Source organism: Malacoplasma penetrans HF-2, assembly GCF_000011225.1.
GTDB classification, from domain to species: domain Bacteria; phylum Bacillota_I; class Bacilli_A; order Mycoplasmatales; family Mycoplasmoidaceae; genus Malacoplasma; species Malacoplasma penetrans.
The window spans coordinates 1245476-1262895 of the sequence record NC_004432.1 but is presented as its reverse complement, the minus strand read 5'-3'; the positions used below and the strand labels follow the sequence as shown (position 1 = coordinate 1262895).

The 17420-nt window shown below is 24.6% G+C and carries 14 protein-coding genes; 11 read left to right on the top strand and 3 right to left on the bottom strand.

From position 1 onward, the window contains the following. Positions 1-3: 3 nt before the first annotated feature. Complete coding sequence (gene ytpR, locus MYPE_RS04835; RefSeq protein WP_011077757.1) at positions 4-594, bottom strand: YtpR family tRNA-binding protein; 591 nt, start codon at positions 592-594, stop codon at positions 4-6. A gap of 2 nt (positions 595-596) precedes the next feature. Next, on the bottom strand, positions 597-1685 hold the full coding sequence (gene ispG / locus MYPE_RS04830; RefSeq protein WP_011077756.1) for a flavodoxin-dependent (E)-4-hydroxy-3-methylbut-2-enyl-diphosphate synthase: 1089 nt from the start codon (positions 1683-1685) through the stop codon (positions 597-599). Positions 1686-1796: 111 nt separating this feature from the next. On the opposite strand from ispG, the gene ppc reads away from it, so the two are divergent. The 11 genes from ppc (at position 1797) to MYPE_RS04775 (ending at position 16657) form a co-directional block, all read left to right on the top strand. After that, positions 1797-4532, top strand: coding sequence for a phosphoenolpyruvate carboxylase (gene ppc, locus MYPE_RS04825; protein WP_011077755.1), 2736 nt, complete (start codon positions 1797-1799; stop codon positions 4530-4532). A gap of 13 nt (positions 4533-4545) precedes the next feature. After that, entirely contained in the window at positions 4546-7788 is a 3243-nt protein-coding gene (metG, locus tag MYPE_RS05610) for a methionine--tRNA ligase (RefSeq protein WP_083755103.1), read from the top strand. Between the two features lie 177 nt (positions 7789-7965). Continuing rightward, the gene (locus tag MYPE_RS04815; protein WP_011077753.1) at positions 7966-9168 is read left to right on the top strand and encodes a substrate-binding domain-containing protein; all 1203 of its coding nucleotides are present in this window, start codon (positions 7966-7968) and stop codon (positions 9166-9168) included. A gap of 6 nt (positions 9169-9174) precedes the next feature. Continuing rightward, complete coding sequence (locus tag MYPE_RS04810; RefSeq protein ID WP_011077752.1) at positions 9175-11190, top strand: ABC transporter permease subunit; 2016 nt, start codon at positions 9175-9177, stop codon at positions 11188-11190. Between the two features lie 53 nt (positions 11191-11243). Beyond that, entirely contained in the window at positions 11244-12074 is an 831-nt protein-coding gene (pstB, locus tag MYPE_RS04805; protein ID WP_044891424.1) for a phosphate ABC transporter ATP-binding protein PstB, read from the top strand. 2 nt (positions 12075-12076) lie between these two features. After that, complete coding sequence (locus MYPE_RS04800; RefSeq protein ID WP_011077750.1) at positions 12077-12748, top strand: PhoU domain-containing protein; 672 nt, start codon at positions 12077-12079, stop codon at positions 12746-12748. 96 nt (positions 12749-12844) lie between these two features. Next, positions 12845-13807: a thioredoxin-disulfide reductase gene (gene trxB / locus MYPE_RS04795; RefSeq protein WP_011077749.1), complete on the top strand. Its 963-nt coding sequence runs from the start codon at positions 12845-12847 to the stop codon at positions 13805-13807. 67 nt (positions 13808-13874) lie between these two features. After that, positions 13875-14330, top strand: a complete 456-nt coding sequence (locus MYPE_RS04790; protein ID WP_011077748.1) for a hypothetical protein — start codon at positions 13875-13877, stop codon at positions 14328-14330. Between the two features lie 134 nt (positions 14331-14464). Continuing rightward, positions 14465-15334 (top strand): riboflavin kinase, encoded by an 870-nt coding sequence (locus MYPE_RS04785; RefSeq protein WP_011077747.1) that lies wholly within the window; start codon positions 14465-14467, stop codon positions 15332-15334. A 21-nt stretch (positions 15335-15355) separates the two neighbouring features. Beyond that, a complete protein-coding gene (locus MYPE_RS04780; protein ID WP_044891315.1) occupies positions 15356-16192 on the top strand; it encodes an alpha/beta fold hydrolase in 837 nt (278 codons plus the stop codon). Positions 16193-16201: 9 nt separating this feature from the next. After that, positions 16202-16657 carry a hypothetical protein gene (locus MYPE_RS04775; protein ID WP_011077745.1) on the top strand — a complete coding sequence of 152 codons (456 nt, stop codon included), beginning with the start codon at positions 16202-16204 and terminating at the stop codon, positions 16655-16657. Here the strand turns inward: MYPE_RS04775 and truB are convergent. Beyond that, the gene (gene truB / locus MYPE_RS04770) at positions 16654-17352 is read right to left on the bottom strand and encodes a tRNA pseudouridine(55) synthase TruB (protein WP_011077744.1); all 699 of its coding nucleotides are present in this window, start codon (positions 17350-17352) and stop codon (positions 16654-16656) included. The genes MYPE_RS04775 and truB overlap by 4 nt on opposite strands. Between the last annotated feature and the right edge of the window lie 68 nt (positions 17353-17420).

The following is a 17420-nucleotide window of genomic DNA, read 5'->3' as shown; positions in this document are numbered from 1 at the left end:
TAATTATTTATTTGAGAAAGGTTCTACAAATAATTCTCCAACTTGATATGAATTGTTTAATTCAATAATACCTTTTTTATTGTCATGAGGCATATTAAGTTCTTTTGCACTACATAACATTCCAAAAGATTCTTTACCTTGAATACTATTTTTAATAATAGGTTTACCATCTGGCATAAAAGTATTTATCATAGCAACAACCACTTTTAAATTTTGTTTAGCATTTGCAGCACCACAAACTACTTTTAATACTTTATCTTTAACATCTACATCACAATAATTTAAATGAGTGTTAGGGATAGGTTCTAATTTTACAATTTCACCTACAACAAAATTTTTATCTTCATATTTAGATAGATTAATTTTTGTTATTTTTAAAATAAAATCTAATATTTGTTTATTCGCTAATATCATCCCATCGTTTAATTTAATGTGTTTACTAACATTAAAAATATTAATACCAACTAATTCTTCATCTTTATATAATGCTGTAAATACATCTTTATGGTTCTTAGTAATGTTTGGTTTTTTCATAGAAACTGAAACCAACATAGTGTCTTTTAATGTTGTCTTGTTATAAAAAATGTTAATCATAGTTATTTATCCTTTTTACTATCTAAATACTCTTTATATTTTATTGAAATTAATTTTTTTAATTCATCTACTAATTGATCTTCAGGAACTGATTTAATAGCTTTTCCATTAGCAAAAATAATCCCTGTTCCATTTCCACCAGCTATTCCAATATCAGCTTCTTTTGCTTCGCCTGGACCATTTACTGCACAACCTAAAATTGCTACTTTTAGTGGGAAGTTCATTTTTCTAGTGAATTTTTCTATTTCTTTAACAACTGGATTCAAATCAAAATTTAATCTTCCACAAGTTGGACATGAAATTATATCCACTAAATTATCATACAAACCCAATGAATTCAGTAATTTTTTACATACTTTTACTTCACTCAAAGGATCACCTGTTAATGAGATTCTGATTGTGTTTCCAATCCCTTCATGCAATAACACTCCTAGACCTGCAGCAGATTTAATAGTTCCATTAAATAATGAACCAGCTTCTGTAATCCCTATATGCAATGGATAATTAAATTCCATAGCTGCTTTTTTATATGCTTCAATTGCTAATAATACATTTGTTGCTTTTAAAGAAACCACAATATTATTAAAACCATTTGATTCAAATAAATTTATATATCTTTTCACAGCAATCATCATTGCATCAGCTGTTACTCCATGTGACTTCATTAAATCCATTGGCAAAGAACCACTATTAACACCAACTCTTATGGGGATATTTTTTTTATTTGCTAAATCAATAATTTTTCTTAGTTGTTCTTCATCTTTGATATTTCCTGGATTTAACCTAACTTTAGCAGCTCCAGATTCTATTGCTTTAATTGCATATAAAGGATTAAAGTGAATATCTGCAATAATTGGACATGGACTATTTTTAACAACCTCACCAAAAGCTGCTGCATCTTCATCATCTAAAACTGCAATTCTTACCAACTCACAGCCCTCTCTTACTAATTCCTTTACTTGTGCAACAGTCTTTTCGACATCATGAGTTTTGGTAGTTGTCATTGATTGGATAACTACTTTGTTATTTCCACCAATTTGAACATTACCAACATAAACTGCTTTTGTTTTTTCTCTAATTGTTTTGTACATAATTTAGTCACTGATTTATTTATTAATTTTATTTCTTTTAACATAAATAAGTTTATAAATGTGATATTAAAAAAGAGGTTTAAAATAATAGAGGTTATTTCAAAAAGATATATGAACAAAAAGAATGATAAAAGACTAATAGAAAATAAGAGTTTCTCAATTAATGAAATGAATGAAACAATTAATTTTATTTTATCTTTGCTAACAAAAGTTTTTAAAAAGCACACAAGTGAAAAACTTTATAAAATCGCTTTAGAAGTTAAAAACAAAATCAAAGAAAAGAATAATAAAAATCTTTTTGAATATGTTCAAAAAATATCTAAAAAATTATCTAATTTAGACTTTACATATTTATGTAGATATTTTGCTTACCATGAATTATTAACAAATTTAGTAGAAGATATTTATCAAGCTAACTATGAAAATAAATGAGAAGATAAATATTTGGATGTTGATGATTATTTAGTTAGATTCTTCAAAGATATTAAAAAGAATAAAATTAATGTTTCAAAGCTAAAAGATATTGATATTTCAATTGTGTTAACTGCTCATCCAACTCAGGTTGTAAGAGAAACTATTTTAAGACTAACTAGAAAGATAATGGAATATCTAGATAAACAGTCTAACTATAATAGTTTGTTTAATATTCATTTATTAGATAAAGAACAGAATATTGAAGTTTTAATTGATATTTTGTGACAAGTAGCAATTTTAAGAGATGAAAAAATTACTGTAAATAATGAAATAAAAAATATCTTGAATTATTTTGACACTACATTTTTTTCTATCCTTCCTAAAATTAATTACAAATTTAATAAACTAAAAAATGAAAACTATGTATTAGATGAAAGTGACAATGTTTGTATCAAAATAGGTAGTTGAATTGGTGGGGATAGAGATGGTAATAGTTTTGTAAATGAATCATCTTTAGAAATAGCTTTTGAAGGACAAGTAAAAAAAGTTTTTAATTTTTATTTTTCAAAATTAAACAACTTATACAATGACTTATTACTACATGATTCAGTTTCAAAAATTAGTAAAAGTATTTATGAGTTCACTAAAGATGTTTATCTAAAAAACAGGGAAAGAGAACCATATTCAAAAGCAGTTGTAAAAATCATTTCTAAACTTTGAAATACACTGCAATCTTTTGGATATGATATTAGTTCTTTTTCTAATTTCAAAATTGTTGACATAGATGGGAAATATAATTCAACAAAAGATTTTTTAAATGATTTATACCTTATTTTAAATTCTTTGAAAAAGAATAATTCATATGAAATTGCTAAAAGAAATTTAGTAGATTTAATTTATTCAGTTAAAAGTTTTGAGTTCCATTTAATGTCTATTGATATTAGACAAAATTCTAAAAAGCATAAAGAATTAATTGATGAAATTTTTTCTACAAATAATATTCACCAAAACTATATATATTTGTCAAATGAAAAAAAAGAAGAATTACTTTTAAACATTTTTGAAAAAGAGATGATTTGAGATTTTGATAAATTGAATGATTTTAATAAATCTGAAATAAATATTTTTAAAAAGATAAATCAAATTAAATCATTATTAGGTAATAACTCAATCTCAAGCTATATCATTTCTAATACTGAAAGTTTTGTAGATATTTTAGAAACCTTATTTTTATATAAGATTGTTAACAATACAAATGATTTTAATTTAAATATTGTTCCATTGTTTGAAACTATTGAAGATATTTCAAATGCACCTTTAATTGTTGAAAAAATGATTACTTCTCCAATTACTAGACCAATTATAGAAAACTTTTGAAATAATAAAATTGAGGTTCTATTGGGATATTCTGACAGTTGTAAAGATGGTGGAAATTTTACATCTTCTTGAAAACTATATACTATTCAAAATGAATTAACTGCAATTGTAAAAAAACATAATATAAAAATTAGTTTCTTCCATGGTAGGGGTGGAACAATTGGTAGAGGTGGGGGACCAAGTTATTATGCAATCAACTCTCAACCAAAAGATAGCATCAATGATAAATTAAGATTTACTGAACAAGGTGAAATCATCTGAGCTAAATATTCTAACCCTAGAAAAGGGTGATTTAATTTAGAAACAATTTTAACTGCAACTGCACAAGCAATTGTTGATAAAACAAAAAATAAGTATGAAGATGATGAATTTAAAAATAATATGGAGTATTTATCAAAAGTTAGTTTTGATAAATATCAAAATCTAGTTTATAAAAACCAAAGTTTTGAATCAGTTTTTTTTGACATCACTCCAATTAATCAAATATCAAAACTAAATATAGGATCTAGACCTATTAGCAGATTAAATAATAAAAAACTTTCTGACCTTAGATCTATCCCTTGAGTTTTTTCTTGATCACAAGTTAGGGCAATGATTCCAGGCTGATATGGAATTGGGACTGCATTAGAACAGTTTATAAATCAAAATAAAAAGAATTTAAGTATTTTAAAAAAGTGATACAAAAATATATCATTTTTTAACTCATTACTTTCTAATATTGAAATGTTGTTAGCAAAAGTTAATTTAGATATTACAAAACATTATTTTGATTCATCAAATAATAAAGATGCTGATGCAATTTATTTAGATATCTTGTCTGAATATAATAAAACTTTGAAAATGATTTTATTAATCAGTGATAAAAAAGAATTATTAGAGGATTTTAGAGATCTAAAAATAAGTTTAGAAGATAGAATTCCTTATTTAAATATTCTTAACTATTTTCAATTAGAATTGATAAGAAAGAATAAGTTAAATAAAAAAAATAAATGAATCCAAGAAGCTATTTTAATTTCTATTAATGGGATAGCTACAGGACTAAGAAATAGTGGATAAAAATAGGAAGTATATGAATTTCAATAGTGTAATAATCAATGTTAATACAAGTAAAAAAAATAAATTTATTCTAAATGGTTTTAACCTTAATGGTTTATTTTCTATTAATGAAAAAACTATTATGGACAACAATATTGAATTATTTTCAGAAGCTAATCTAAATGTTTATATTGTTATTGAAAAACAATATTCAAACATTTTAAAAAAGCATTTAGTTAATATTGAAAAAGTTCAAATTTTATTAAAGGAAGATTTTTTTAATCAAAAAAACTTTATTAAATCTGATGAAAAAACATTAATTGTAGATGACAATTTTTACTTTAATCAAGAAATTTTAAATAATTTATTAACCAATGAAAAATATAGTAATTTAAGTACTTTAATAAAATTAAATTACAACACTCACTTTGACTATATTGGTATATTTGACTCAACTTCTATTAATTACATTGATTTTAAAAATAATTCAATTTCAGATGATATTAAGGTTTTAAGTAATTTAGTTGAACTAAAAGAAAAACAATACTTACCTATTAAAATTTATGATTATAAAACATTGTCTAAAATGGATTCTAAATATGAATGTGATAAAGGGTTTTTATATTTTACCCCAGGACCTGTCCAAATCAGAGAATGAGTAAAAGAAGTATTGGGTGAATATGTTAATCACCATAGATCTTTATCTATTAAAGAAATTTATAAAGAAGCTGCAGAAAACATTAAGTGAGCTTTTAATTCTAAAAAAGGTTATCCTATTGCAATGGCAAATACAGGGTTGGGAGCAATTGAATCTACTTTTGTTAATTTATTAGAACAAGGTGATGAAATATTAATTTTATCAAATGGTTTTTTTGGTGAGAATTTAATTGATATAGCAAAAAGACATCAATTAAATCAATCATTATTACAGATTAAACAAGGTGAATCTTTTGATTTAAAAGAAGTTGAAAACTTAATTAAAAATAAAAAAGCTGTTTTCATGGTTTACATGGATACATCTTGTGGGATATTAAATCCAGTAAAAAAAGTTGGAGAACTATGTAAAGATTATGGGTGTTTATTTATAGTTGATGCAATATCAGGGATTTTAAATGAAGAATTTAATTTTGATGAATATGGAGTAACTGCTGCTGTTTCCACTAGTGGAAAAGGTTTTGAAGTATCACCTGGACTTGCATTTGTATGTGTAAGTGAACAGGGTATGCAAATAAGTGCCAACATTAAAAAAAGAAAGCCAAAATTCTTAGATTGACAAACTTTTAAAGTTAGAAGTTTATATGATGGATTAACTCCATCAACTTATCCAGTAAACATCTTTGCATCATTAAATAAAGTTTGTGAAGAAATAAAAGATAATGGTGGACTAACTAGGTTAATTGATAAAAAATTTAACTTAAATTTATACCTTTCTGAAAGTTTAATTACTTTAGGTTTTAGACACATTATTGAAAATGAAAATTCTAGATCAAATTGAGTTTTAGTAATGGAAACTCCAAACATAATTAAAGCCAATGAATTAAGAGCATATTTATATGCTATGAAAAATATTTTAATTGAGTGTGGAATTGCTGATAGCAGCAACAGAATAGTAAGACTTGCTATAAGCGCTGCTCATGATATTGAAGATGTTACTCAATTGATTGAAGCAATAAAAGAATATATTGATTTAAAAATAACTAGTAAAGGAGAAGTAATGAAAAAATTTTATATAACTACACCAATCTATTATCCATCTGGTAATCCTCATATTGGGCATGCTTTTACAACTTTAATAGCAGACGTTTTAACTAGATATAAAAAGAAATTAGGGTATGAAACATTTTTTATAACTGGTATGGATGAGCATGGTCAAAAAATTGAAGAAAAAGCAAAAGAATTAAATTTAAAACCCCAAGAGCTAGTAGATAAGTATGCAAAAGTATTTGATAACTTGTGAAAACTTTTAGGAATTGAGTATTCACACTTCATTAGAACAACAGCTGAATATCACAAAAATGTTGTTCAAGAAACATTTAGTGAATTACTAAAAAAAGATTTTATTTACTTAGGCGTTTGAAAAGGTTTATACTGTGTATCTTGTGAAGAGAACTACACAAAAAATATAGCAGTTAGAAAAGAAAATGATGACAAGCTATATTGTGCACAGTTGCACCCATTAATTCAAAAAGAGGAGGAATCTTATTTTTTAAAAATCAAACAATTTAAAAAATATATTTCATCATTTTTAAAGGATCCTAATTTAGTTTATCCAATTACTAGAATTAATGAATTATTCAATAGTTTCTTAAACAATGATGATTTTGATGATTTATCAATTTCAAGATCTAACTTTTCATGAGGAATTCAAATTAAAGAAAACCCTAAACATGTTGTTTATGTTTGATTGGATGCACTATTAAATTATTTATCAGGATTAGGATATAGACAAAAAGACGATTCAAATTTCCAAAAGTTTTGAAATTCACAAGATGCTGAAATTGTTCAATTAATGTCTAAAGAGATTACAAGATTTCACTGTATTTATTGACCAATTATGCTTGAAATGTTAGGTTTAAGAAAACCAACTAAATATATTAGTCATGGTTGAATCATCACTGAACAAGGTAAAATGTCTAAATCGCTTGGGAATGTTTTAGATCCAATTTATTTCATTAACACATATGGAAGAGATGCTTTTAGATATTATTTATTAAAAGAACTTTCTTTAAAAGAAGACAGTGTCTTTTCTGAAAAATTGTTAATTAATACATTCAATAAAGACTTAGCTAATAATGTAGGGAATTTATTTAATAGATCTATTGGGATGATTAACAAATATAGAGATGGAATAATTCCAAAATATAGCAAACCTAAATTAAGTTTCAATATAGAATTTGAAAAACAATTAAAACAATTTGATGATGAAATTACAACTATTATTGAAAAACTAAATATTCAAAAAATATTAAGCAGAGTAATTGATTTAATTAATGAATGTAATTTCTTTATAGAACAAGTTAAACCTTGAGATTTAAAGAAAGAAAATAATGAAAAAGATTTAGATTGCTTCTTGAGTTTAATTTTAAATGCTGTTAAGAGAGTAATTTATTATTTAGAACCTGTTTTAATTGATGGTTCTAAAGAAGCTTTAAAACAATTTAATATTGATTCATCTAAATTTGATATTAAGTTTGTTACTGATTTCTCTTCACTAGATAATCAAAAAATAAACACTCCTGAACCCATATATTTAAGAATTGAGTCTGAAGATAAATAAATTTAATTAAAAAGATATTTAAGCAGAGAATTTAAATGATTCTCTGCTTTTTTAATAATTAAAGTTACAAAAAGTATAAAAATTATAAATAAGCATTAAAAAAATGAAAAAATTTTATATTTTTATTATTTTTTTAAAAAAATTATGTATCATTTAGATAAGTTTGAATAGATAGTAATGGGAAAGTACTTAAAGATAATCACATCAACAGTGGCTATTGCTGTACCTGTGGCTACAATCACATATTTTTCTGTTCCTTGAAATCCAAGAAACATTTTAACCCTTGTAGGTTCATCTTCATTACAACCTTTAATGACATCTTTATCTAATGCTTACACAAATTCTGATTTAATTGTGCAAGGTGGAGGTTCTGGTTTTGGTATTCAAAGTGTTGCCAAAGGAACTGCTGATATTGGATTAGCTTCTAAAGACCCCTATAGTTCTGTTAGAAAAGCTACAATTCAAAGTAATGACTATACAAAAGAAGATTGAACAAATAAAAACTTAAAAACTTTTACAGTTGCGTTTGATAGTATTGCTATTGTTTATAAAACGAGTGACAAATCTGATCAATTAAAAATTGATAGCAGCATGATGCAAAACTATATTTATCCAATGTTTGCTGGAACTAAAACTGTAAAAATTAAAGATTTAATTCCTAGTTCAACAGATGAATCTGTATTTGTTCCGTATGGAAGAACAGGTGGAGCAGATGCGAGTGGAACTGCGACTTCTTTTTTAACTCAATATCAAAACTACAAACCAGATACAAATTCTGTTGAATATGAAATTTTAAATTCTGGTGCTTATAGAGGCAATGTTAGATCTACAAATGAATCTAATGTTGAAGCATGAAATAAAATCCATGATGAAAACTTAAATGGTGGAATTATTTATCTATCATTATCTTTTGTATTGGAAAATTATAAAACAATAACAGATAGTGGTTATAGTGTTGCTACAGTTAATGGACAAAATCCTTATACTGCATATTCAACTAACAACAATTCATTAAATTCAGATTTCTTATCATCATATAATTGGTTTTCACTATATAACATTATTGTTCCTTTAAATGATGTTCAAAAGATAAGAGATTTTATGGAATGATTATACTTTGGTCAAGAATCACAAAATATTATTAATGGATTAGCATTAGTTTCTGCTTCTTCCAATAATTCATATTTACAATCAATGTTGTATGACAATACAACTTCTACTACTATAGATAAAAATAATTTCATTAGTACATTTTGAGAAGTGAAGGATGGAAAATATATTAACTCAGATGGCAATATAGCTAGCAAAAATAATTGGGATAGCAATGGTGCATTTGGAATACCAAATAGTGCAATTAAAAAGAGCCAACAAACAGGGTAAGAAAATATGAATATTAAAAAGATTTCAAGAATTGAAAAATTAAAATTCTTTTCAAATTCAAACCAAATTATAGCTGGAATAATTGCTTCTTTTTCTGGGGTTTTATTATTTGGTATACTAGGTTTTATTTTATATAGAGCAATAGAAGGTTTTAGTAGTTATGGACTAAAAGCAATTTTAGGAACAACTGATTTTAATATTGCAGGAACAGCTGGTGAACCAGGAACAGCAGTTTCATTCTGAATGCCTTTTACTGCAACTATAATAACTACTTTTATAGCATTATTGATTGCAGTTCCATTAGGAATAAAAACATCAATCTTTTTAAAGTTTAGGGTGAATAAAAAATACCAAAAAATATTAAGAGTAGCAGTTGAAACTTTAGCAGGAATTCCTTCAGTTATTTTTGGTTTATTTGCATCACAATCTTTAAAAATGATTGTTAGTTGATTTGGTGTTTCATCATATTCAGTTTTAAATTCTTCTATAATGCTAGCTTTTATGATTCTACCTACTATAATAGCAATGACATATGACTCATTACAAAGTGTAGATGATTCGTTATTGAGTAATTCAATTGCTTTAGGGTGTACTAAAACAAAAGCAATTTACAAGGTTCATAAAAAAGCGGCAAAATCTGGAATTATTGTTGGGGTTATTTTAGCAACAGGTAGAGCAATTGGTGAAACTATGGCTTTATCAATGTTACTTCAATCAGAAAATGATTATAATCAAGTTTTATCAAGTGGAAATTTACTTGCAATATTATCATCAAACATTAAAACAATTTCAGTTGTTATTTCTACTAACATGTTTACAGAAAGTAGTAATGATACTACTAAATCATTACTGTTTGCTTTTGGGTTCATTCTATTTGTAATTATCATGGTGTTAAACTTAGTTGTTCTAAGATTAACAAGAACTAAAAAAAGTGTTAAGTTACCAAAGGTACTTTTATTAGTAAAAGAATATTATCAGTTATTTTTTAGTAAGTTACTTTTAGGGATTGAATATTTATTTTTTCCTAGTTGAAGAAAAAGAAAAATAGTTACTGAAAATGACATGATTATGTATATTGAAAAAAGAAATGAAGAATACAAATTAAGAAATATTTATACATGATACAAATTCTTTTGAGAAATATTTTCTGTATTATTATGTTTTGTTTTCTTAGCTTGACTAAGTCTAAACATAATTTCAGTAGGTGTGGGAGCTTGATCTTCAACTAATTCAACTGTGTTTGAATATACAAAAAATACTACAGGACAAGCATTATTAAATACAGTGTTAATAATTCTAGTTGCTATTTTAATAGCATTACCAATTTCATTATTAACTGCAATTTATTTAAATGAGTTTGCAAAAAATAAAATTGCTAAAAAGACAATTTTCTTTTTCTTAGATTGTTTAGGTGCAACTCCTTCAATTTTATTTGGGATGTTTGGGTTACTATTCTTTATTTATACATTAGGGTGAACAAGCCAAGGAATTAAAGGGTTCTCTTTAATTGCTGGTGCATTAACAGTTTCAATTGTTATTCTTCCTTCATTTGCTAGATCTATTCAACTTGCATTAAATGAAGTTCCAAATGAAATGAGATTAAATGCATTAGCTTTAGGTTCAACAAAAAGTCAAGTTGTAAGAAGAGTTGTTTTACCAGCAGCAATTACAGGTCTTGCTACAAGTGTGGTTTTATCAATTGGAAGAATTCTTTCAGAAACTGCACCACTATATTTAACAGCAGGAATTACAGGTTCAGGACAAACAGCATTAGTAAATTCTGGTCAAACATTAACAACTAGAATATATGCCCAATTAACTAATACTAATTTAGCTGAAAGTAAAAATGTAATGTATGAATCTGCCTTTTTAACATTATTACTAATTCTGGTTTTAATAACAATTGGATATTATGTAATTCCAAATTGAAGAATTATATGTTTAGAATCTAAATTCATTTCTTATAAAATAAAAACAAAACTACAAAGTTTGTTAAATAAAAATAAAATAGCTACAGCATAGAAAGTGACCAATTAATTATGATTAAAGATATTAAAAATAAGTTTAGTAAATTAATGAGTTCTGTTACTAAAACAAGTAGTGATTTAAAAACTAAAAGAAATGATTTTAAAGAAGATTTTGATGATTCAAACATCTTTGAAATTAGAGACTTAAATTTTTATTACGAAAATGGTAAAAAACAAGCTTTGTATGATGTTAATTTAGACATTAAAAAAAATAAAGTAACTTCATTTATTGGTCCTAGTGGTTGTGGTAAATCTACATTTTTAAGACTATTAAACAGAATGAATGAATTACTACCTAATACCACTTTTGATGGGGACATATATTTTGAGAAACAAAATATATATTCTAAAAAGTTTAGTGTTTTAGATTTAAGAATTAAAGTTGGAATGGTTTTCCAAAAAGCCACTCCATTCCCTATGTCTATATATGATAATGTTGCTTTTGCATTAAAAAACCAAGGTATTAAAAATAAAAAGATTCTAGATGAAACAATTGAAAAATCATTAAGAAGTGCAGCATTATGAGATGAAGTAAAAGATAACTTAAATGATATAGCAACTGATCTTTCAGGTGGGCAACAGCAAAGATTATGTATTGCTAGAGCAATTGCTTGTAAACCTTCAGTTCTATTAATGGATGAACCTACATCTGCATTGGACCCAATTGCAACTTCTAAAATTGAAGAGTTGATAATGGAGTTAAAAGAGAAATATACTATTATTATTGTTACTCACTCAATGGCACAAGCCCAAAGAATAAGTGATGAAACAGTATTCTTTTTCCAAGGGAAAATTATTGAAAATGGGCCAACAAAAAATATTTTCTTAAAACCTAAAGAAAAGAAAACAAGAGATTACATTAATGGGAGAATCGGATAAATATGGCAATCAATTTTTACAGCTTAGAAAAATCAGAATATGAACTAAAGCAAAGTTTTTTAGAGTTTGTTGACATGTGTTATAGGTATCATGTTAAAGCATGTGAAATCTTAAAACAAGAAACAATCTCAGATGAATCTGTAAGTGTTATGCTTTCTAAAAAAACAAAAGCAAAAGAAAAGAAAAGAGATATTAAAGATGACTGTATTTGGATTATCTCTAAAGATCAGCCAAGAGCAAATCACTTAAGGTTTATTGTTGCTATTTTATATTCTTCAAGAGATTTAGAAAGAATTGCTGAACAAGCATATAACATCGTTTGATATTCAAAAAAAATATGATCTTTAGCAAATAAAAATCTTTCTAAACCAATTAAAAATATAGTGATTAAGTGTTTAGAAAATTCTAATGTTTTCTTTGAAAAGATGGCAGATGTCTTTAAGAGTCACTCAGACTATGCAAAGTATTTAGATGATGTTAAATCAACTATTGCAAAATTCAGAGCAGAATATAAATCAATTTTATCTGAAGCTTTAAAAGATTTATCTTTATCAATTGATCATCAAGTAGATTTCATTTTTTCTTTTTCTATTGTTATGAAATATATTGATAGAACAATTGACCACCTTTGATCAATTTATGATAATTTCTTAATGATTAGAAATAAAGATTAATAATTTAGTTTTTTATTATAAAGATAAGACTAATATATAGTAAATATTAGTCTTTTCTTTTATATACTATATATATTTAGTCTTTATGGAGTTTTTATGAGAATAGATAGTAATTACTTAAACAACCCAAATTTTTTTGATGTATTAATTGTAGGTGCTGGTCCTGCTGGTTTAACTGCAGCACTATATTGTAAAAGAGCAAATTTAAAAGTAGCTTTTTATGAAAAAGAAACACCAGGGGGTAAGGTTGTAAAAACTAGTTTTGTTGAAAACTATCCAGGTTTTACAAGTGTTAGTGGCCCAGATCTTGCAATGAACTTTTTTAAACAAGTAAGTGAATTAGGGGTTAAATTCATTTTTGGTGAAGTAACTAAAATTAGAAAAGTTGGAGATATATTCCATGTTTTTTCTGCTGATGGGCAAGCAAGATATGCAAAAGCTGTAATTATTGCAACTGGAATGACTGAGAAAAAAATAGGTGTTAAAAATGAAGCAGAATACTATGGTAGAGGAGTAAGTTACTGTGCAATCTGTGATGCTGCATTATATAAAGATAAACCGGTTGCTGTAATTGGTGGTGGTAATACTGCATTAGAGGAATCATTATATTTAGCTGATATAGTTTCTAAAGTTTATTTAATCCATAGAAGACAAGGTTTTAGAGCAGATGCAATGGTTGTTGAAAAAGTAAAAGCTAATAAAAAAATTGAACTAGTATTAGATGCTATTCCTCATGAATTTTTAGGTGATGGCAAAACCATTAATGGAATTATTATTAAAAATGTTAATGATAATAGGCTTTTAAAAATAAATGTGGATTGTATTTTTCCTTTCATTGGATTTGTTCCAACTAATAAAATGGTAGAAGGATTAGAAATAACTGATCCAAATACAGGCTTTATATTAGTTAATGAAAAAATGGAAACTTCAATTCCTGGATTATTTAGTACAGGTGATGTTAATAACAAAACAGTGAGACAAATTTCAACTGCTGTAGGTGATGGAACAATAGCTGCAATTGAAGCAAAAAGATATATTGAAAACAATTTTAGTGAATAACTATAAATTAATAAGTAATTTATAAAATTGATTTTCAAGTAAAATATTATTTAGTAACTATAAACTTATGAAAAGAAAAGAAAAAGAAAACAGCATCTTTGATAACAAATCCAAAAAATCTAAATCAATTTTTGATGAAATCAAAATCAGTAGCTTAAGAAAAAAATATATAAAAATATTAAAGTTTTTACAAAGTAAAAATATTAACATTAATGATATTGAATTCAAGAAAAAGATATATGGAAAAAATAATAAAGTATTAACTCCAAACTTTACTTGTTATCAACCAAATTATATTAAAGATCAAAACAATATTTTGTTAGTAGTTATATATGATGAAAACAAAGATAATTTGGATTTGCATAAAGAGATTTGTAAAGACTATTTTTACAGTTTAGATAACTTATTTTTTGTACTTATCTTTGATTGTGATTTAAATGCTTCTTTATATTTTAGAAAAGAAGAAGATAATCAAACATATTTATTAAAAGTCAAAGAAAAGAATATTGAAAAATTTCATTAATACATATTTAACATTTAATCTTGCAAATAGAACTTTGCAAGATTTTTTATTATTTATACCTTTACTTACATTTTTGTAATTTTAATAACTAAAGATAATAGAATTTATATTGATTTATTAAAGTTTTTTAAAATATGAAAATTATTAAAATTAATTTACCTTTTAACAATCAAATTGAAAATACAGAAAACCTAGTATTAGGACATTTTAATTTAATTCATTATGGTCACCATGAATTATTTAAAGAATTAAAGAACTTTAGTTTTTTAATTTTTGAAAACAATCCTTCTAAGTTTAAAAGACCTTATTCATTAGATGAAAGAATTGAAAATCTTTCAAAATTTAATCCTGAATATATTTTTGTTTATGATATTTTAAAAAATAATATTGATGCTGATGTTTTTATAAAAGAAGTGTTATTAAAAATAAAACCTAAAAATATTGTTGTTGGTTCTGATTTTTGTTTTGGTAAAAATAAGAAAGGAAATGTTGAACTTTTAAAATCTTTTTTTAATTTAAAAGAGATTTATAAAAATGAATTTTATTCTTCTAGAAATATTATTGAACTAATAGAATCTGGTTTTTTAGAAAAAGCTAATGAAATGATGATGTTTAATTTTTATTATTCAAATGTAGTAATTAAAGGAAAGGGATTAGCATCTGAACTTGATGTTCCCACAGCAAATATTGAAGACAATAAAGACATTAAAATCCCATCTGGTTCTTATAGTTCAATAACTTTAATTGATGATAAATTATATAAAAGTATTTCTTTTATTGGTATCCCAAAATCTTTTGAAAATACTAAACCAACTGTTGAGACACATATTTTTGATTTTAACCAAGACATATATAATAAAAAAATAAAAATATATCCAATAAAATTTATTAGACCAAATCAAAAATTTGATGATATAAAAACACTAATTAAATTTATAAAAAATGACTGTGATATTGCTAAAAAATTCTTAAGTGATTTTGATTTAAAGAAAATTAAATATTAATTATTAGTCGAGGTGATTACAATGAGTTTATATAGTGAAAAAGATTTAGATATTGAGCTGTTAGAAGAAAAAATAATTGAACCAGTTAACAAAACAAATGAATCAAAACATATTGTATTTATTCATGGTTTTGCTTCTAATAGTAGTTGTTGAGAATTGTTTGTTGAAAAAAATAAAAATCACTATATCCACTTAATTAATTTACCTGGTCATGGATCAAAAGAATACAAACCTTATCATTTAATTTTTAAATTTATAATTGATTTAATAAAAAAATATATTATTAGCATCTATCAAAATTATGGACCAATTATTTTGGTTGGTCATTCTTATGGTGGTGCAATTTCTGCAACAGTTACACATGAGTTAAAAGAAATAAATGAAAATATAATTGAAAAAACAATTTTACTTGCACCATATTCTAAATATTCTATTTTAAAAGTAATAGACAAAATTAAGCTATTCCAAATTAAAAACTCTGATGATTTTATGGAATTACAAAAAATGATTTTTGTTAATGCTGAAAAAACAGTTTATGAACTAGAAAAATATTTATATAAGAAATTAAGTTTAGAGTTTTTTAAAAAGAATTCTAAAAATTTAAAATGAGTTATTTTAGGGATGTCACTACCATCAACTTTTTATAAAATTGATAAGGCTTTTAAAACAATTGGTTCAAGTTTTTATTTTTTATTTGGTGAAAAAGATAAATTAATAGATAACCAAAAAACTATACAACGTTCAACTATTAACAATATCCAACCTTATTTTTCTATTTATGAAGATAAAGGTCATGCTTTTTTTGCAGAAGATAAAGATAGATTTTTTAATGAAATAGAAAATATAATTAATCTATAAAATTTAGTTATGATTAACATTTATAAAATATTTATAGGGTTTAGTTACTTTAGGTTTAAAGAAAGATATATTTCATTTAAAAGAACAAAAAGAAAAATTTTAAAAAATAAATCTATTGTAATTTTCTTGCATCCTAAATTTGATATTCCTGTAATTGAAGAATTTTTTTGTAATAAATGAAACAAGGTTTTTAACAATTTAAATTGAACAGTTAATTTTGTTGATGAAGAATCTTTTAAAAAATGATGAAATCAATTATTGGAAAGTTATAAAGACAAACCAAAAACACTAAGAAGAAAATCTTTTATTTTTATTACTGATAAACATTTAGGTAGAAAAATATATAGAAATGTTTTAATGTATAGTCCTAAAACTTTTTTACTAAAAAACCCTAAAAAAGATTTACTAAATGATAATTCAGGATCACCATTTTTATTTACAGCATCTTATATTGATAGCAATTAATTAACTTGTTTAACTAGATCAAAAAAGTCATAAGCTTGATCTAGTTTATAATTTCCCACTTCAACTCTTTTTAAATTTAATAAGTATCCATAATTATTTAGTCTTAAACCAATATCGTTAGCAAACGATCTAATATAAAAACCTTTTGAAACGTCTAATGAAACAAAAGTCTTTTGACTTATTGAATCAAAAGAAATTAATTCAACTTTATTAATATAAACTTTTTTAAAAGGAACACTAACTTCTTGGTTAGCTCTTGCATACTCATATAATTTTTTACCTTTTATTTTAACTGCAGAATAAACTGGTGGTTGTTGGTATCAATATGTAGAATTTAAAAACTTTAATTCTTCTTTTAAAGTTTTTTCATGTATTTTTCTTGTTGTGTAATTAGTTATTTCACCCTCTGCATCATATGTAGAAGTTTGATAGTTAAATTGGATTTCAGCAACATATTTTTTATTTTCTAATATTAGTTCATTCAGTTCTTTAGTTTTAGAATTTGTGGCCACTAATAATAAACCAGTTGCTAGTGGATCTAAGGTTCCGGCATGTCCTATCTTTTTTAAACCATAATATTTTTTGATAATTTGAATCACTTGGTTAGATGAAAAATTTTTAGGTTTATTTATCCCAAAAATTTTATCTTTTAAATCTAACTCTGTATTTTTTATGTATTGATATTTTTGTTTCATATGTTTTTAAATCACCCATATCTTAATTGATTTTAAATATTAATTTAATCAATTAATAAATATAACAT